The following is a 20204-nucleotide window of genomic DNA, read 5'->3' as shown; positions in this document are numbered from 1 at the left end:
TATGAAGGTGTATAAAGAAATCTATTTTCTATTCAACAATTATATGTTTTACCCTTGTGTGCTTATTTGTTACCAGAACCAGAATGTATGTTCCAGATTGAAATATCAACGGTATGGATGTATCTTGAGAAATTGTTTCATTCAACATCTCTTTCCCAATTATGGAAAATATATTGATTTCCGTTTTACCTGAAATCCCTTGAATATTTAACACGTTGGAAACTGGATTTGGGTACAGTACTATTTCAGAAACATTGTTTTCTTCAATTGAAAGTGGAGGGTAATATATTTCGCCCTGCATACTTCCCCATAGATGTTCAACTAAAATAGGTCTATCAATAAAAGGGTTTCGATTTTTTTGCCATGTATAAACAATATTATTACGATTCATTTCAAAATCGTCTGGAGGATCGTTTCTGTGCCATTCTAGTAGAGTCTGTAAATCACCTAACTCCCCTACTGTCGTATTTTCAGGATCACCATTTACCACTTCCAAATCATTATAACGAACAGCCATAAAAAGCACAGCGCGAGCTACATCACCTTTAAAGCTTCCTAAGTTTCCGGTGGGACCATTATATTCACCATAATCTTGATTTCCTCTTGAGCTATTTTCAGGACCATCGGCTGCACGCAACGCATGAGCATCAGAAATTCCGTGACGAAGTGAATCTGCATTCGTTTCAATAAAAATATTCATTCCATCGGCAACCTCATCTTCTTCTAATTCATAAAAGCCACCTCGAGAGCGTGGATATGTATGTTCTCGATTCCATTTACCAACATTGCTTCCTCCTAAACTTTGAAAGTCAATTTTTGGTCGGGATTGTTCAGTATACAGCAACCAAACTTCGTTGCTGTTCTCAGGGCTTTGATCGGCGCTTTTTAAAATATCTATGGCATCGGCATAGGTTTGTGTACGTACAGTTTGAGGGTTGGCAATAATATCTTGAATAGCCTGTCGCAATTCATTATCTGCCAATCCACCAATAGAATTGTAATAATCCTCTGGCTCTATTGTTTCAACAAAACCATACGTTGGGTTTATTGGCGGTCCCCATTGAGCCATTGTAAAATCTAAATCTATGACCAGTATTTTTACATTATCGGTAAGACGATTATATTCCTGTGGCAATGCTTGTATATCTATTTCAGCAAACTCATCTCCATCATTTACTCCATCTTCTACAAATTGAATTTGAACACTTACCTCACTTGTTCCTGTAGCAATAAAAACAGATGTATTTCCTGTGTAATCTATAGTTGTAAACGTTTCGTTTTCTAATGTAAAATTGAAATTTAAATCACTCGATACAGCTTCTTCCGTAGTAAAGGTAATTGTCATGGTATTCCCTTCACTATATTCTTGTAAATCTGTGGTAAAAGAAATCCCGTTTAAATCAATCCCACTTCCATCATTTAATGCACCTGGAGTTGGCGTAGTTACAGTGTAGCTGCCATTATTATTTCTTTGAATAGATTCAGTAGTTTGATTTCCATTTTCCCCTTCATTTATTTGTTCAGTTAAACCCAATAATCCTAATAAAACTGTATCATCCGTATCATTAGTATCATACGCTAAAGCATCTATTAGATTAGTGGTGGTCGCCAAAGTACCTTCTGGAAAATCGGTTACACTTCCTTGATAAATAGCAACAGCATCAGGACCATTTTGAATAATAGCTGGTGGAATTAAAAACTCTGGAACTGGCGAAACAGTGCTACTTCCTATAACAAGTATACCATTAACATCGGTTGAAAATCCATCTAAATCAAAAGCCAAATAACTACTGTCTGCCCCGCTTTCTGAACCATTGAAAAAAACCAAAACATAATCATCTAAACTTGCATTAGGGGTGTCTGATTTCAGTTCAACAAACTCTTCAAAATCTTGTCCTTCGGTATCGGTGTCAAACTCGTTTATAACAACTTGAGCATTTGAAGAAACTATAAAGAATATAAAAATAAAAAAGGGGTGAAAATTCTTCATGTGAGTTAAATATTTTGTCAAAAATACTATTTACTGTCTTGCAAAAAACGGTCTATTCACAAGATAACAATAATATAATAAATGAATTTCTAAAAAAGTTAGTTGAAAACCATGTGTATAACACATTAAAATTGTAGTAGCCTTTCGCAAGAATTACCGTAAATTTGTGCTTTTAAAAAACGGAACAACATAACCACCATGATTCATTATTTTTCGTCTCTAAGCCAAACTGTTTACGCAGTACAAACCACGAATAACCTTTCGGAAACAGTTATTGAAAAGTTAAAATGGCTTTTCGCAATACCCAATTCTTCTGCAGCAAAACCAAATCAAAAACTCTCAGGAACATTTATTGGACCAAGAGCAGCTATGATTACTCCTTGGAGTACAAATGCAGTTGAGATTACACAAAACATGGGAGTTGAGGGGATTGTCCGTATTGAAGAGTTTACTAAGGTTGCCGATGGTTTTTCAGATTTCGACCCAATGTTATCTCAAAAATATAATGATCTAGATCAAGATATATTCACAATTGATATTGAACCGGAAGCAATAAAAGAAATTGATGATATTGCTGCTTTTAATGAAGCGGAAGGGTTAGCACTTAACAAAGAAGAAGTTGTTTATTTAGAGAATTTATCTACTAAGTTAAATAGAAAATTGACTGATAGTGAGGTTTTCGGATTCAGTCAAGTAAATAGTGAACATTGCCGTCATAAAATCTTTAATGGAACCTTTGAAATTGACGGAAAAGAAATGCCTTCTTCTCTTTTTAAGCTTATTAAAAAAACATCTGAAAAAAATCCGAATACAATTGTTTCGGCTTACAAAGATAATGTTGCTTTTGTAAAAGGCCCTAAAGCCATACAGTTTGCTCCAAAATCTCCTGATAAACCCGATTTTTATCAGAATTCTGAATTTAATAGTGTTATTTCTATAAAAGCTGAAACACATAACTTTCCTACAACGGTCGAGCCTTTTAATGGTGCTGCAACAGGAAGTGGTGGCGAAATAAGAGACCGCTTAGCCGGCGGTAAAGGATCTTTACCTTTAGCGGGAACTGCGGTGTATATGACTTCTTATTCCCGATTAAACGATTCTCGCTCTTGGGAAAAAAGCATGCAAGAACGTGATTGGCTATACCAAACACCTTTAGACATACTTATAAAAGCAAGTAATGGTGCATCAGATTTTGGAAACAAATTTGGACAACCTTTAATTGCCGGTTCAGTTTTGACTTTTGAACATGAAGAGGAAGCTCGTAAGTTAGGTTACGATAAAGTAATTATGCTCGCCGGTGGTGTTGGTTACGGAAAAGCTAATCAAGCGATAAAAGACATTCCAAAAAAGGGTGATAAAATAGTAATATTAGGTGGTGAAAACTACCGGATTGGTATGGGTGGCGCTGCTGTTTCTTCAGCAGATACAGGAGCATTTGAAAGCGGAATTGAATTGAATGCGATTCAACGTAGCAATCCTGAAATGCAAAAAAGAGCGGCGAATGCTGTTCGCGGAATGGTGGAAAGTGAGACAAACCCTATTGTTTCCATCCACGATCACGGTGCTGGTGGTCATCTCAACTGTCTTAGTGAATTGGTTGAAGAAACCGGTGGTAACATTGATTTAGACAAATTACCTGTTGGTGACCCTACTCTTTCTGCTAAAGAAATTATTGGTAACGAATCGCAAGAACGTATGGGGCTTGTAATTGGCGATCACGATGTTGATAAGCTAAAACGCGTAGCAGACCGTGAGCGGTCACCCATGTACGAAGTTGGCGATGTTACAGGCGATTATCGTTTTACGTTTGAAAGCAAGACAACTGGCGAAAAACCAATGGATTTTGAACTGGCTGATATGTTTGGCAGTTCGCCAAAAACAATATTAAAGGACAAAACAGTAAAAAGGGACTACAAAAACCCAAAATACAATGCTGCTGACATCCAAAAATACTTAGAACAGCTTTTACAATTGGAAGCGGTAGGTTGTAAAGATTGGCTTACCAATAAAGCAGACCGTTGCGTGGGCGGAAAAGTAGCCAAACAACAATGTGCTGGTCCGCTTCAGTTACCACTTAACAATTGCGGTGTGATGGCGCTAGATTACAACGGAAAAGAAGGAGTTGCTACTTCGATTGGGCACTCTCCTATTTCTGGACTGGTTGATCCTGTTGCCGGTTCTCGTAATTCTATTACCGAAGCACTCACTAACATTGTTTGGGCGCCGTTAGAAGAAGGCTTAAAAAGCGTATCGCTATCTGCAAACTGGATGTGGCCCTGTAACAACGAAGGCGAAGATGCTCGTTTATATAAAGCGGTTCAAGGCATTTCAGAATTTGCAATCGACTTAGGAATAAACGTTCCTACCGGAAAGGACTCCCTTTCTATGAAACAGAAATATAAAAATGAGGAAGTAATTTCTCCCGGAACGGTTATTATTTCAGCTGCGGGACATTGTAGCGATATTAAAAAAACAGTAGAACCGGTTCTTCAGAAAAACGCTGGCAGCATTTATTATATTAACATTTCTCAAGACGACTTTAAACTAGGTGGTTCGTCATTCGCACAAATATTGAATACAGTAGGAAGCGAAGTACCTACCGTAAAAAGTGCCGAATATGTAAAAACGGTGTTCAATACACTTCAAAGCTTAATTTCTGAAGATAAAATAGCTGCCGGACACGATGTGGCTTCAGGAGGGTTGATTACTACCTTGTTGGAAATGTGCTTTGCCGATACTAATTTGGGAGCTAACCTTAATCTTTCAGAATTAGGAGATGATATAGTAAAAGTACTGTTTTCTGAAAACTGTGGTTTGGTTATTCAAGCTATAGAAGATAAAGTTCTTGAAAAAACATTCGATTCAGCAAACGTTGATTACATCAAAGTTGGAACTGTTTCCACTACTGAAACGTTAGAAATTCAATTTAATGAGAAAGCTTTAAACTTCAACATTCCTGAAATGCGTGATGTTTGGTATAAAACTTCTCACTTATTAGACGAAAAGCAAAGCGGAAAAATTAAAGCCCAAGAGCGTTTTCATAATTATAAAAAACAACCGCTTCAGTTTACATTTCCGAAGCAATTTGACGGGAAATTACCACAAATTTCTTCTGAAAAGCCAAGAATAAAAGCTGCCATTCTTCGTGAAAAAGGAAGTAACAGTGAACGTGAAATGGCAAACGCACTATACTTAGCTGGGTTTGATGTGAAAGATGTACATATGACCGATTTAATTGAAGGTCGGGAAACACTAGAAGACATTAAGCTTATTGCAGCCGTAGGAGGATTCTCAAACAGCGATGTGTTAGGAAGCGCTAAAGGGTGGGCCGGAGCCTTTTTATACAACGAAAAAGCCAATAAAGCTTTAAAAGATTTCTTTGCAAAAGACGACACCCTTTCATTAGGAGTTTGTAATGGTTGCCAGTTATTTATTGAACTTGGCTTGATGACCCCAAACCACGATGAAAAACCGAAAATGTTGCATAATGAAACTGGCAAGTTTGAATGTAATTTTACTTCGGTTACTATTCAAGAAAACAATTCGGTGATGTTATCTTCACTGGCTGGGAGTACGTTAGGTATTTGGGCAGCTCATGGAGAAGGAAAGTTTAGTTTCCCGCTTAGCGAAGACAACTATAAAATTGTTGGAAAATATGGGTATGAAACGTTCCCAGCAAACCCGAACGGAAGTGACTTTAATACAGCCATGATGACCGATGAAACCGGAAGACATTTGGTGATGATGCCGCACTTAGAACGTTCTACATTTCCTTGGAATTGGGCACACTACCCAAAAGATCGCACCGATGAAGTTTCTCCTTGGCTAGAAGCTTTTGTAAATGCGAAAAAGTGGTTGGAGAAAAAGTAGAAAATGGAATCTAAGGATCTTATTGAAAAATCAATTAATGTTAATGAATCTTGCCTTTTTTCAAACAAAATCAATATCTAATTTATAGATATAACAATCTTATCGATGATTTTTAGTTAAAATATTCATTAGTGTAAATGCAATTTGTTAATTTTCAGCTCGTTTTTATACTACAGTAATCCAAAACCCAATTATGAAAAAAACAATACTTCTAATTTTATTATTGACCTCATCATTTCTTTTTTCTCAAGAAGTTCAGGAAAAATACCAACGTGCAAAAATACATTATAATTCCTCCGACGACCTTTCTCGTTTAGCTTCCCTAGGTGTTCCTGTTGAGCATGGAACCCGAAAAAAAGGTCATTTTATTATATCAGATTATTCTGTTTCTGAAATTGAAACAGCACGTAATGCAGGTTTCAATGTCGATATTTTAATAGAAGACAGTAAAGAATATTTTCTTCAGCGTAATAGATTGCAAGAACCTGTTGTAAACCCAAGTTGTGATACTGCTTCAGAAGACTATGAAACTCCGGCTAATTTCAATTTAGGCTCTATGGGTGGCTATTTAACGTATCAAGAGCTTTTAGATGAGTTGGATGCGATGCGTGCTCAATATCCAGATTTAATTACTTCAAAAGAGAACATCAGTAACTTTTTAACCGAAGGAACACCAGATAACTCAACCACTCCATCTATTGGTGGAAATGGTATTAAATGGGTAAAAATTAGTGACAACCCTGAAAATACTTCAGAAGATGAACCACAAATTTTATATACCGCTATACATCACGCAAGAGAACCGCTATCGCTTTCTCAACTAGTTTTCTATATGTGGTATTTATTGGAAAATTATGATTCAGACCCAGAAGTACAAAGTATTGTGAATAATACTGAGTTATACTTCGTACCCGTAATAAATCCTGACGGCTATTTATACAACGAGAAAACAGACCCGAACGGAGGTGGCTTTTGGCGTAAAAACAGAAAAAACAGTTATGGTACAGATTTAAACCGTAACTACGAGTACTATATTAATGGTGACCCTAACAATGGTATTTGGGGTGGTGAAGGAGCTTCTGCAAATACCAGTGATCCAACCTATCACGGTCCTGCTCCTTTTTCAGAAGTAGAAACACAAGCTATAAAGTGGTTTGTTGAAAACCATAATTTTGTCATGGCTTTTAACAACCACACATCAGGAGATCTACTTTTGTATCCTTATGGATATACTGACAATGCCCCTACTCCCGAAAATGATCTATTTGTAGGTATTTCGGAAGAATTAGTTTCCCGAAATGGTTTCAATAACATTTTATCTTCAGAATTATACCCTGCCGCGGGTGATAGTGACGATTTTATGTACGGTACGGTAGGAACACACGATAAAGTCTATGCTATGACGCCCGAGATTGGTCCAGAGTTTTGGCCTCCTTCTAATCAAATTGAACCTTTGGTTAAAACAATGATGTATCTCAATATAACTTCGGCTAAAATGGTAAATAACTTTGCTGAAGTAACAAACACTGCCCCTGCTTTTACAGGAAACTCTACTTCAAACAATGCTACTTTTAGCATTAAACGATTAGGAATTAATGGCAACGGTGATTTTACAGTTAATCTGAATCCAGTTTCAGCTAACATTATCTCAGTTGGGAGTCCATTATCTTTTAACGGACTAAGTCTATTAGATGAAGATACCGGAAGTATTCAATATTCTCTTTCCACAGATGTAGAACCCGGAGACGAAATAGCTTACGAGTTAGTTGTAAACAATGGAAGCTATGATACCACTACCCTAATCACCAAAAAATTTGGTGCCTTAGAAGCCGTTTTTGAAGATCCGGGTGAAAGCGTTACTACGAATTTTAACAACAATGGATGGGGAATTAGTACATCAACATTTGTATCGGCACCAAGTTCTATAACTGATTCGCCCAATGGCAATTATCAAGATAATGCAAATAAAACAATTACTCTAAAAAATGCAATTGACTTAACCAATGCTATTGGCGCTAATGTTACCTTTAATGCAAAGTGGGAAATTGAAAATAATTGGGATTACACGCAGTTTGAAGTTTCTACTGATAATGGTGTTACTTGGACGCCTCAATGTGGTAAATACACAAATAATGGTAGCTCGAATAGCGGGCAACCGACAGGTGAACCCTTATATGATGGTGAGCAAAGCGATTGGATACTTGAAGAAATTGATTTAAGCGACTATTTAGGTGAAAGTATTTTGGTTCGGTTTCAGTTTGAGTCGGATGGTGGCGTTAGAGGTGATGGATTCTATTTTGACGATTTAACCATTAATATAGTTGATGATTCTGGATTATCAGTTTCAAATATTTCTGAAAATCAATTTAATATCTACCCAAATCCTGTCGATGACCTTTTAAACATAGATACTGCTCTTAGTAGTTATACTGCTGAACTTTTTACCATTCAAGGGCAGCGGGTTTTTGTTTCAGAAATAAATACTGGACCGCAAACTATAGATTATAGTAAGTATGCATCAGGAATTTATTTATTAAAACTTACTTCAAATGAAGTTTCACAAACTTTTAAAATTGTGAAACAATAGTATTCTAAAAAATTATCCTTAATTTTAATGGAGCAACTAAATTTAGTTGCTCCATTTTTTTTCTGTTGCATTCTGAAAAAAATTACTATTTTGCACCTATACATTAAATACTGATCATGACAGACCCTAAAAGACTTTTTGACTTTCCATACTATCAACTTGAAACCCATCCGCAACAAAAAGCCTTGGTAACAAAATATGATGGTGAATGGAAAGCTACTTCTATAAAAGAATATATAGATAAGGCAAATGCATTAAGCCGAGCTTTACTTAGAATGGGAGTTGAACCAAATGATAAAATTGCTATCATATCAATGAGCAACCGCACTGAATGGAACATATGTGATATTGGTATTATGCAGACGGGTGCGCAAGATGTACCTATCTACCCTACTATTTCTGAAGATGAATACGAATACGTATTAAATCATAGTGAATGTAAGTATGTTTTTGTTTCGTGTGAAGAAGTACTCGAAAAAATCAATAAAATAAAGGATAATGTACCTTCATTAAAAGAGGTGTACTGCTTTGATAAAATTGATGGTTGTACTAATTGGGAAGAAGTTCTTGAAAAAGGAAAAGATGATAGCAATCAAGATGAAGTTGAAAAACGAAAAGACGCAATTAAAGAAGACGACCTAGCAACTTTAATATATACTTCTGGAACAACCGGCCGACCAAAAGGGGTTATGTTATCACATAAAAACATAGCCAGTAATGCCATTTATAGTTCAGAACGCTTACCCATTGTTATAGGTAAATCTAAGGCGTTAAGCTTTTTACCTGTTTGTCATATTTACGAACGCATGCTTCTTTACATGTACCAATATACAGGTGTTGAAATTCACTTTGCTGAATCACTTGATACTATAAGTGATAACTTAAAAGAAGTACAGCCTCACGTAATGAGTGCCGTACCAAGGTTATTAGAGAAAGTATACGATAAAATTTATGCCAAAGGAGCCGAGCTATCAGGTATAAAGAAAAAGCTATTTTACTGGGCCATAGAACTAGGTTTAGAGTATGAACCGTATGGAGAAAATGGCTGGTGGTACGAATCTAAGTTAAGTATAGCTCGTAAATTAATATTCAGTAAATGGCAAGAGGCTTTAGGCGGTAAGTTAATGGCCATTGCCAGTGGTAGTGCAGCCTTACAACCACGCTTGGCAAGGATTTTTAATGCTGCTGAAATACCTGTAATGGAAGGGTATGGACTTACTGAAACCTCCCCCGTTGTCGCTGTTAATGATATGCGAGACAAAGGCTTTAAAATTGGCACTGTTGGAAAGCCATTAAGAGAAACCGAAGTTAAAATTGCCGATGACGGAGAAATTTTAATAAAAGGCCCACAGGTAATGTGTGGATATTATAAAGATCAAGAAAAAACAGACGAAGTATTAATAGATGGATACTTCCATACAGGTGATATTGGTGAAGTTGATAAGGAAGGTTTCTTAAAAATTACAGATCGTAAAAAGTCTATGTTTAAAACCAGTGGTGGTAAGTATGTAGCACCACAACTAATAGAAAATGACATGAAACAGTCCCGTTTCATAGAACAAATATTAGTAGTGGGTGAAGGTGAAAAAATGCCAGCAGCTTTAATACAACCAGACTTTGAGTTTTTAAAAGACTGGGGAGCCAAAAAAGGTCGTGAACTTTCCTCAGACCCTAAAGAAATTATTAAAAACGAAAAGGTTATTAAACGTATTCAAAAAGAAGTTGATTTTTATAACGAGCGCTACGGAAAATGGGAGCGAGTTAAAAGGTTTGAACTTACTCCAGATGTATGGAGTATAGAAGAAGGACACCTAACCCCTACCATGAAAATGAAACGTAAAGTGATTCAAAATAAATATCAAGATTTATATGATAAGATTTATGAACGAAATCAATAACCCTTAAATTCACATAAAACATTATTACACCCTACTTCTCCTCAAAAAGTACGCTAAAAAATATTCCCCAAATATTTTTGATTGTCTTTTTGTTGACTTTTTTTAAAGTTTTTTCTCAAGAAACGCAGATAATTCAAATAAATCAACTGGGGCAAGAAGCTGGACTACTTCAATTAAACGCACAGACTTTAACCCAAGATCATCTTGGCTACTTATGGGTTGGAACCGAAGATGGTTTACATAGGTTTAACGGTTATAAGTTTAAACCATATGTAGCACACGCCAAAGATAGCTCCTCCATTACAGATGATCATATTCGTGGTTTATTAGCTATTAATGACACCTTATGGATTGCCACCAACTCCAAAGGAATTTCTGGGTTTAAGCTTTCAGAAAACAGGTTTTTTAATTTGTTTGAAGAAAATGAAAACAGAGATTTAAATATTGCCTACAAAATTTTAAAGGTCAATAAAAAATTTCTCCTTTTTTCTACCAAAAACCATTTTATAATCTATGATCGAAAAAAGAAGGATACACAAACTTTTACGCTCCCTAAAATCAAAAAAGAAAATTTTATAAGTGACGTTATAAAAGTTTCAGAAAACACGTATTGGCTTGCAACAACGGCCTCTGGCATCCTTACCTTTAATATTTCAACAAAAGAAATAAATTCCTTACAAGAGTTTGATCAAAGTTCGGTAACGAGCTTCTTTGAAAATAAAAACACCATATACATTGGTACCAATAAAGGATTGTTTACACACAATTTAACTAATAATAGTTTTTCTAAAACGGCTCTTAATAATTCAATTAAGTATTTATTTAAAAAAGATACTGATCAAATATACATAGCGACCAATCAAGGTACTTTTTTCTACAATACTATTAGTGATAAAGCAACAAAAATCACTTTTAAAGATAAACAGTCTAAAGTATACGAAAATATATTAATAGAACAGTTTGTAAAAGATGACAAAGGCAACCTATGGATGGGCACAGCCGGTGAAGGAGTCTTTTATACTAATAAGTATCAAAAAAAGTTTACATCGGTTCAGGTTAAATTACAATCTAAAAAAGATGATCAACGCATTAGCGTTTTTCCTTTTTTTAAAAGAAATGATTCTATTTTATGGATTGGGACCACAAATGGGACACTCAAGTATAATTTCAATAACAAAACATTTAAACAATACGAGACCGGAAAAAAAGGAGTAACCTATTGTTTTGCCGAAGATAATAACGGCACCCTTTGGGCAGGCGGTATTTATGATGGTCTAATGAAGTATAATCCAGATACGGACACTTTTACTCAGTGGCTTTCCGATACGACTATAAACAGCCTATCAGATAGCGAGGTGCTTACCATTATTCCAATGCCGAATAACAAACTATGGTTGTGCACTTGGGCAGGCGGAATTAGTGAGTTTAACACACAAACTGAAACTTTTAGTTCAATCTTAGTAAATGGTAAACAGTTAAATAGGGTTCGGGTCTACCTTAAAGATTCAAAAAATAATTTATGGTTAGGTACTGATCAAGGGCTATATAAACTTTCAGAAGGAAAATGGGTTAAAACCTACACCCAAAATACTTCTGAAAGCAATCAACTCACAAACGATAGGATTTTTGCACTTAAAGAAGATAAAAAAGGAATTATTTGGATTGGTACCAGTTCTGGATTAACTAAATTAAACCCAAGCACCAATGAAACAACTCTTTTTTACAAACAAAAAGGCTTTACAAACGATTTTGTTTACAATATTTTAATTGACAAAAAGGACCAAGTTTGGATGAGCACTAACCATGGTCTTTCCGTTTTAAATACAACTACAAATACTTTTAAAAACTATACAGAAGAAGACGGTCTTCAAGACAATGAGTTTAACGGAAAAGCAGGTTTTAAAGACTCTGATGGAACATTTTATTTTGGTGGAATTAATGGTTTTAATATGTTTAAACCAGAAGATATTGTTGATAACCCCTTCTTACCGAAAGTTTATATAGAGTCAGTTGAGTTATTTAACAAACCCATTGAACAAAATGAACTTTATAAAGACACGTTACGATTTAAAAGCGAAGAAAATGTTCTAACATTCAATTTTGCAGCTTTAAATTATTTAAACCCACAGAAAGTATCTTATCAATATAAGCTGGATAATTTTGACAAGGCTTGGAGTCCGCCAAGTGGTAAACGGAGTGTTACCTATACCAACTTAAACCCTGGAAAGTATACCCTAAAAATAAAAGCATCAAACGATGCTGGAGTGTGGAGTGATACTATTAAAACAGTAAGCTTAATTATTATACCACCTTGGTACCAAACATCACTTTTTAGAATATCGGCTATCCTATTCATACTACTTTTGGGCGTGGCTTTCTATCTATATAAAACCAGAAAGCTAAAACGTGATAAACAGAAATTGGAAGGTATCGTTCATGAGCGCACAGAAGACTTAATTAATAAAAACGAAGATCTTAAAGCCTATAATGAGGTAATTTTAAAACAACGAGATAATATCGAATTTTTAATGAAAGAATTGAGTCATCGCGTTAAAAACAACCTACAGATAGTATCCAGTTTATTAAATATTCAAACCAACTCTATTAAAGATAACCATTCAAAAGAAATATTAACCATTGCCAAAAACAGGATTTTAGCTATTTCTTACGTTCAAGCGGAATTAAGTTCAAAGACAGATGAAGTTAACATAGGTGAGTTTATAAATAACTTTACCGTAAAAATAATGGAAACCTTAACCGATGAAAATTCTGCGAAATTTGAAATACAATTTGACTTAGATAAAAACATAATCTGCAAAATGAATATAACATTAGTTGGATTGATATTAAACGAATTAATCACCAACACCTTTAAATATGCGTTCAAAACCTATAACAATGAAAATCTATTAAAAATATCCTGTAAAGAAGAAATGAACACCATTACATTAAAAATTGAAGATAACGGTGTAGGTTATAAAAAAACAGATATAAAACAAGATTCATTAGGGTTAGACATGGTAACCGAAATGGTGTATCAATTAAATGGCACTATCCATACAGAAAGCTCTAATGGTACTATAAACACTATAAAAATTCCTTGTATTTCATAAAACCATCACAATAGTATGAGACAAATTTTACTAATTGAAGACGAATTTATTATCGCTAAAGACATTAAGTTGTTGTTAGAAAAAGACACTTCCATACACGTTAAAACCGCTCGAAATTATGAAGAAGCATATATTCATTTTAAAGCAAACAATATTGACGTTATAATTTGTGATATTAATTTAAATGAAGAAAAAGATGGCATCGATATCATGACCGAGTTTAAACAACTTAAAACTGTGCCCGTTGTTTATCTAACAGCATACGACTCGCACGATATTTTGAAACGAGCTAAACAAACCATGCCCTTTGCCTATTTGTTAAAACCCTTCAATGAAGTTCAGTTAAAGGTAACAATAGACCTCGCTTACTTAAATTACCAAAAGGAAAACGATAGCATTATTGAGAACTCAGATTATACTGAGCAGCTTGAAGAACTCACCAAACGGGAAAAGGAAATTTTGGTAGTGATTGCTTCTGGTAAAACCAGTAAAGAAACCGGCGAATATCTCAATATATCTTCCCACACTGTAGAAAAGCACAAAAAAAACATTAAAAAGAAGTTAGACTTAAATACTGTGGGCGAACTTGTAGGGTTTGCGATGCGGTCTAATTTATATGAAGTTTCTTAAAGTGAGATTTTCTATATAAAAATAATTTATTCAAAATGAAAAATATTAATTTCAGAATCCTTTTTCTAATTCTTTTATTTGGAAATTTATTCATTCTTACGGGACAATGTTTACCCAATGGAATAACATTTACTTCCCAAACACAAATTGATGACTTTCCATCAAATTATCCAGGTTGCACAGAAATAGTAGGAGATGTGTTTATTGCAGGAAATTTAAGCAACCTTGATGGATTGTCTCAAATTAGAAATATCGGGGGATTTTTGAAAATTAATAACACGACTCTTGAAAATTTAGACGGATTGGAAAACCTTCAAACCATTGAATCTTTATTAATAGAGTACAATAACAATCTACAAAATATTCAAGCCTTGGCAAACATAACCTCGGTGAGTAGAATTCTATTAATAGTAAATGAAAGTCTTCTATCATTATCCGGATTGGAAGGGATTACAAATATTCCTTTAGAACTTAACATTCATCAGAATCAGGCATTGGAAAGTCTAATGGGACTACAGAATTTAGTTAATATTGGAAATAACTGTACTATTTATTTAAACTCCCAACTTCATAATCTCAATGGCTTGGAAAGTTTAAGCCAAATCGGAGGGTCTTTTGGTATTTCTGAAAATAGCTCTTTAATTACATTGCAAGGTTTGGATAATTTATCTGAAATTGGAATAAATTTTACCCTAAGCAGAAATCCACAAATGATAACATTGAGTAATTTGGCAAATCTAACCTCAATTGGCGGTAATTTACTGATTCAAAATCAAACAAATCTTCCCAGCCTAGATGGTTTGGAAAATTTAATAAGTATTGGGGGAACTTTAAATATTTCGGTTAATAACTCGTTATCAAATATAGAAGATATAAAAAATATTGATGCCACTACTATAACACAACTTCAAATTTTTCAAAATGAAAACTTACCTGAATGTGCAGTTCAAAGTGTGTGTGAATTTTTGAATTTAGATCCTGCTAACGCCGTTATTGATACAAATGCTATTGGATGTAACTCAGTGCAAGAAGTTGAAGCATCCTGCGAACTCAGTATTCAAGAAAACCCACTTTCAAGAGTAAAAATATACCCCAACCCAACCAATGGTTCTTTTACTATTTCAAACGTAAAAGTAGGAACAATAAAGATACTAGACAGCCAAGGTAGGATAGTAAGAGATTATAATATGGGGGATAGCTTTTATTCGGCGAAAGACCTTTCCGAAGGGATTTACTTTGTTCAAATTCAATCGGGGAATCAAACAACCGTTCGACAATTGATTAAAAATTAATAGCTAAATCCAAATGAAAAAAATTATATTCTTATTGATATTTACTACAACGTTTCTTTTTTCTAATCTTGAAGCGAATGCACAATGCCCTCCTGGTCCTGTTATAATTAATTTTCAGCAAGATGTAGATGATTTTGCTTCAAACTATCCCAATTGCACCAATATTGATGGTTTTTTAGATATATCATCAGGTTCCCCTGGTCTAACCAACCTAGACGGCCTCTCTAATATTGAAACTATTCAGGGGTATTTAACGATTGCAAATTCTACAAATTTAAGTTCCCTTTCCGGATTGGATAGTTTACAATACATAGGTGGCAACTTAACAGTTGGAACTAATGGCGGACTAAATAATTTAAACGGTTTAGAAAACTTATCACAGATAGGCGGTTCTTTATTAATTGGGAGAAATAACAACCTTAGCAATATTTCCGCTTTAAGTCAAATAACTACTATCCCCGGCATTGCTATTATAAATGAAAACGGACAATTAACATCTCTTAATGGTTTAAGTAACCTTACTACAGTTTCAGGAGGTTTTAATATAGAAAACTGCCCTTTACTTACAAATTTAAATGGCCTTCAAAATCTGAACAATATCGGAGAAAGATTATATATTTATGATAATGAAACACTCGAAAACCTTACTGGGATAAATAACCTAAATAGTGTTGGCGAATTAATTTTAGCTCAGAACTATTCTTTAACATCATTATCAGGTCTTGAATCTCTAACCGAAATACAAGGAAATTTAATTATTACAGGAAATTATAACTTATCAAATATTAATAGCTTAGCTAGCTTAACCTCAGTGGAAGGTGATCTTAGAGTAACAAACACAAAAGCTCCATCACTTACCGGACTTGATTTAGTAAACAGTATTAATGGAGAGCTAAGTATATCGTCAAACAATCAATTAACAAATATTGATGGTATACGCAATATTGACCCAACAACAATTACGTATTTATATATCCAGACAAATTCAATGCTTTCCAATTGTGCTGTACAAAGCGTATGCAATTATTTATCTATAAATCCTGAAGACAGTAATATTGTTTTAAATTCTTCGGGTTGCTACACACGCCAAGAAGTTGAAGCAGCATGCGAACTCAGCACTGAAGAAAACCCACTTTCAAGAGTAAAAATATACCCCAACCCAACCAATGGTTCTTTTACTATTTCAAACGTAAAAGTAGGAACAATAAAGATACTAGACAGCCAAGGTAGGATAGTAAGAGATTATAATATGGGGGATAGCTTTTATTCGGCGAAAGACCTTTCCGAAGGGATTTATTTTGTTCAAATTGAATCGGGCAATCAAACAACCGTTCGGCAATTGATTAAAAATTAATTTTTTTCTATATAATTACTAATTACTTAAACCTCGAGAGTGATTAAAATACTTTCGTTTTCTTAAATAAGAGTAAATACCGCAATCCTTTTCTATTCTAAACGTTTATTTAACATTCATCAGAAAAATTTTACATTTATTTACTATGCACGCATAATAAAATTTTCTATCTTTGGTATTCCGAAAAACTAAACCAATACTTTTTGAAAGAAAAAACAATAGATTACATACTGCGCTCTACTTGGATGAACGTACAAAAAATGTATAACGAAGAAGCCAGTAAAAAAGATAGTACAATGGCGACAGGATTTGCCTTAATAAGTATAGATCCTGAAGAAGGAACCCCCTCTACAGCCTTAGGTCCTAAAATGGGAATGGAAGCCACTAGTCTCTCACGTACTCTCAAAAATATGGAAGGAAAAGGTTTAATTGAACGAAAACCAAACCCCGAAGATGGTCGTGGAGTTTTAATACACTTAACCCCTTTTGGGAAAGAAATGCGGGAGTTTTCAAAAAATGTGGTGCTTCGGTTTGACGAAGCAGTAAAAGAAAATATTTCAGAAGAAGAATTAAAAACATTTACCAAAGTGGCCAATACCATTTTAGAACTGATTAATTCAAAAAAAATATATACCGAAAAAATAGCATAATATGTCTAAAAGAAGAATAAATAAAGTAGCCGTAATAGGTTCCGGAATTATGGGAAGCGGGATTGCCTGTCACTTTGCCAATATTGGCGTGGAGGTATTACTGCTAGACATTGTTCCGCGGGAACTTACAGATAAAGAAAAGAAACAAGGGCTTACCCTTGAAGACAAACAAGTACGAAACCGCTTGGTAAATCAATCATTACAGGATTCTATAAAATCGAAACCTGCTCCACTCTACCTTAAAGATTTTGCAGATCGTATTTCTACTGGAAATATGGAAGATGATATTGCAAAAGTTTCTGAAGTAGATTGGATTATTGAGGTTGTTGTTGAGCGACTAGACATTAAACAACAAGTATTCGAAAACCTTGAAAAACATAGAAAAGAAGGAACGCTAATTACCTCAAACACATCGGGAATTCCTATTCATATGATGAGTGAAGGTCGCAGTGAAGATTTTCAGAAACATTTCTGCGGAACACACTTCTTTAACCCACCTCGTTATTTAGAACTTTTTGAAATCATCCCTGGACCAAAAACCGATCAAGATGTGCTTGATTTCTTAAATGAATACGGTGAAAAGTTCCTTGGAAAAACTTCAATTGTAGCGAAAGACACACCTGCTTTTATTGGTAATAGAATTGGAATCTTCGGAATTCAAAGCTTATTCCATCAAGTAAAAGAAATGGGCTTAACCGTTGAAGAGGTTGATAAATTAACTGGCCCAGTAATCGGTCGTCCAAAATCGGCTACCTTCCGTACGGTTGATGTTGTAGGTCTTGACACGCTAGTACACGTAGCAAATGGTATTCATAAAAATGTGCCAGATGATGAAGAGCACGATATTTTTGAACTGCCTAATTTCATCGACACCATGATGGAAAAAGAATGGTTAGGAAGTAAAAGCGGACAAGGTTTCTATAAAAAGATTAAAAAAGAAGACGGTAGTAGCGAAATCTTGACATTAGATTTAGAATCTATGGAGTATCGCGATAAAAAACGCGCTTCTTTTGGTACGCTTGAAAAAACAAAATCTATTGATAACGTAACTGATAGATTTAAAGTCCTTGTAAACGGCGATGACAAAGCTGGTGAGTTTTATAAGAAAAACTTCGGTGCGCTATTTGCCTACGTTTCTAAACGTATTCCTGAAATTACCGACGAGCTTTACAAAATTGACGATGCCATGAAAGCCGGATTTGGCTGGGAACACGGACCATTCGAAATTTGGGATGCCGTTGGTGTTAAAAAAGGAATTGAATTAATAAAAGAACTAGGAAAAGAACCCGCAGCTTGGGTAAATCAAATGCTTGAAACCGGAGTAGATAATTTCTACGACGTTCGAGAAGGAAACACTTACTATTACGGTATTCCTGAAAAAACACACGTTAAAATTCCTGGGCAAGATTCATACATTATTTTAGATAACATCCGTGAAAGCAAAGAAGTTTTCAAAAACAGCGGAGTTGTGGTTGAAGATCTTGGCGATGGTATTTTAAATGTAGAGTTTAGAAGTAAAATGAACAGCGTTGGCGGCGATGTATTGGCCGGAATTAACAAAGCTATCGATATTGCTGAAAAAAGCTACGATGGACTGGTAATTGCCAACAACGGAAAGAATTTCTCAGTGGGCGCCAATGTAGGAATGATTTTTATGATGGCTGTCGAGCAAGAATATGACGAGTTAAATGCTGCTGTTAAATATTTCCAAGATACGTGTATGCGTCTTCGGTATTCTTCAATACCAACCGTAGTTGCCCCTCACGGGATGACGCTGGGTGGTGGTTGCGAAATGACCTTACACGCTGATCGCGTGGTAGCATCCGCAGAGAGTTATATTGGTTTAGTTGAGTTTGGCGTTGGAGTAATTCCTGGCGGCGGCGGATCTAAAGAAATGACCGTTCGCGCTCAAGATTTATTTCAAAAAGGAGATGTGGAGCTTAATACATTAAGAGAACATTTCTTAACCATCGGGATGGCAAAAGTATCAACTTCCGCTTACGAAGCTTTCGACACCAATATTCTGAAGAAAGGAAAAGATATTATAGTCGTAAATAAAAACCGTCGTATTGCTGCTGCAAAAGAAGTAGCACGAATGATGGCAGATCAAGGGTACACAAAACCTATTGAACGAAACGACATTAAAGTATTAGGTAAACAAGCATTAGGAGCATTCCTTGTAGGAACTGACCAAATGCAAGCCGGAAAATACATTAGTGAACACGATAAGAAAATTGCAAACAAATTAGCTTGGGTAATGGCCGGTGGCGATTTAAGCGAACCACAACAAGTTAGCGAGCAATACTTGTTAGATCTTGAAAGAGAAGCATTCTTAAGCCTTTGTGGTGAACGAAAAACTTTGGAAAGGTTACAGCATATGATTCAGAAGAATAAGCCACTACGTAACTAGTAGTGAGATATGAGTAGTGAGTAATTAGTAATGTTACAATGCATAAAGTTGATGATCTTAAAATTTGGAATAAAGCTATTGAACTGACGAAATCAGTTTATACAATTTGTGCTGAATTACCTTCAAATGAAAAGTTTGGGCTTATTTCACAAATTAAAAGAAGCGCTATTTCAATACCTTCCAATATAGCCGAAGGAGCAGGTAGAAATTCAACCAAAGAGTTTGTTCATTTTCTATCAATTGCGAATGGGTCATCATATGAATTAGAAACACAACTTATATTGCTTATAGAATTAAATTTAATTTCAGAAGATAAAATAAAACCAATATTGAACATTTTAACTGAGATTCAGAAAATGAATTATTCATTTCAAAAATCTCTAAAATCTCAATACTAAAATCTCAATACT

11 protein-coding genes are annotated in these 20204 nt (G+C 34.9%); 10 read left to right on the top strand and 1 reads right to left on the bottom strand.

The features are described from left to right. Positions 1-28: 28 nt before the first annotated feature. Positions 29-1990 carry an endonuclease gene (locus DZ858_RS11405; protein ID WP_117159794.1) on the bottom strand — a complete coding sequence of 654 codons (1962 nt, stop codon included), beginning with the start codon at positions 1988-1990 and terminating at the stop codon, positions 29-31. Between the two features lie 198 nt (positions 1991-2188). On the opposite strand from DZ858_RS11405, the gene purL reads away from it, so the two are divergent. The 10 genes from purL to DZ858_RS11355 all read left to right on the top strand — a co-directional run bounded on the left by purL (position 2189) and on the right by DZ858_RS11355 (position 20192). Next, positions 2189-5860 (top strand): phosphoribosylformylglycinamidine synthase, encoded by a 3672-nt coding sequence (gene purL, locus DZ858_RS11400; RefSeq protein ID WP_117159793.1) that lies wholly within the window; start codon positions 2189-2191, stop codon positions 5858-5860. Between the two features lie 193 nt (positions 5861-6053). Continuing rightward, positions 6054-8447 (top strand): M14 family zinc carboxypeptidase, encoded by a 2394-nt coding sequence (locus DZ858_RS11395; RefSeq protein ID WP_117159792.1) that lies wholly within the window; start codon positions 6054-6056, stop codon positions 8445-8447. Positions 8448-8563: 116 nt separating this feature from the next. Then, positions 8564-10345, top strand: a complete 1782-nt coding sequence (locus DZ858_RS11390; protein ID WP_117159791.1) for an AMP-dependent synthetase/ligase — start codon at positions 8564-8566, stop codon at positions 10343-10345. A 77-nt stretch (positions 10346-10422) separates the two neighbouring features. Continuing rightward, on the top strand, positions 10423-13458 hold the full coding sequence (locus DZ858_RS11385; protein WP_158548370.1) for a ligand-binding sensor domain-containing protein: 3036 nt from the start codon (positions 10423-10425) through the stop codon (positions 13456-13458). A gap of 15 nt (positions 13459-13473) precedes the next feature. Next, the gene (locus tag DZ858_RS11380) at positions 13474-14088 is read left to right on the top strand and encodes a response regulator transcription factor (RefSeq protein WP_117159789.1); all 615 of its coding nucleotides are present in this window, start codon (positions 13474-13476) and stop codon (positions 14086-14088) included. 35 nt (positions 14089-14123) lie between these two features. Further along, positions 14124-15380, top strand: coding sequence for a T9SS type A sorting domain-containing protein (locus DZ858_RS11375; RefSeq protein WP_117159788.1), 1257 nt, complete (start codon positions 14124-14126; stop codon positions 15378-15380). 13 nt (positions 15381-15393) lie between these two features. Continuing rightward, entirely contained in the window at positions 15394-16734 is a 1341-nt protein-coding gene (locus DZ858_RS11370; protein ID WP_117159787.1) for a T9SS type A sorting domain-containing protein, read from the top strand. 203 nt (positions 16735-16937) lie between these two features. Then, positions 16938-17384, top strand: a complete 447-nt coding sequence (locus tag DZ858_RS11365) for a MarR family winged helix-turn-helix transcriptional regulator (RefSeq protein ID WP_117159786.1) — start codon at positions 16938-16940, stop codon at positions 17382-17384. 1 nt (position 17385) lies between these two features. Beyond that, positions 17386-19794, top strand: a complete 2409-nt coding sequence (locus DZ858_RS11360; protein WP_117159785.1) for a 3-hydroxyacyl-CoA dehydrogenase/enoyl-CoA hydratase family protein — start codon at positions 17386-17388, stop codon at positions 19792-19794. Positions 19795-19832: 38 nt separating this feature from the next. After that, on the top strand, positions 19833-20192 hold the full coding sequence (locus tag DZ858_RS11355) for a four helix bundle protein (RefSeq protein WP_117159784.1): 360 nt from the start codon (positions 19833-19835) through the stop codon (positions 20190-20192). The last annotated feature ends 12 nt before the right edge of the window (positions 20193-20204 follow it).

It is taken from the genome of Marixanthomonas ophiurae, assembly GCF_003413745.1.
GTDB lineage: Bacteria > Bacteroidota > Bacteroidia > Flavobacteriales > Flavobacteriaceae > Marixanthomonas > Marixanthomonas ophiurae.
The sequence above is the reverse complement of the archived record's forward strand: the minus strand, read 5'-3'. Positions and strand labels throughout refer to the sequence as shown.

Bases quoted from the DNA above. Each gene is read 5' to 3' on its own strand.
- DZ858_RS11405 (WP_117159794.1), bottom strand. From the start codon at position 1,990: ATGAAGAATTTTCACCCCTTTTTTATTTTTATATTCTTTATAGTTTCT.
- purL (WP_117159793.1), top strand. From the start codon at position 2,189: ATGATTCATTATTTTTCGTCTCTAAGCCAAACTGTTTACGCAGTACAA.
- DZ858_RS11395 (WP_117159792.1), top strand. From the start codon at position 6,054: ATGAAAAAAACAATACTTCTAATTTTATTATTGACCTCATCATTTCTT.
- DZ858_RS11390 (WP_117159791.1), top strand. From the start codon at position 8,564: ATGACAGACCCTAAAAGACTTTTTGACTTTCCATACTATCAACTTGAA.
- DZ858_RS11380 (WP_117159789.1), top strand. From the start codon at position 13,474: ATGAGACAAATTTTACTAATTGAAGACGAATTTATTATCGCTAAAGAC.
- DZ858_RS11375 (WP_117159788.1), top strand. From the start codon at position 14,124: ATGAAAAATATTAATTTCAGAATCCTTTTTCTAATTCTTTTATTTGGA.
- DZ858_RS11370 (WP_117159787.1), top strand. From the start codon at position 15,394: ATGAAAAAAATTATATTCTTATTGATATTTACTACAACGTTTCTTTTT.
- DZ858_RS11360 (WP_117159785.1), top strand. From the start codon at position 17,386: ATGTCTAAAAGAAGAATAAATAAAGTAGCCGTAATAGGTTCCGGAATT.
- DZ858_RS11355 (WP_117159784.1), top strand. From the start codon at position 19,833: ATGCATAAAGTTGATGATCTTAAAATTTGGAATAAAGCTATTGAACTG.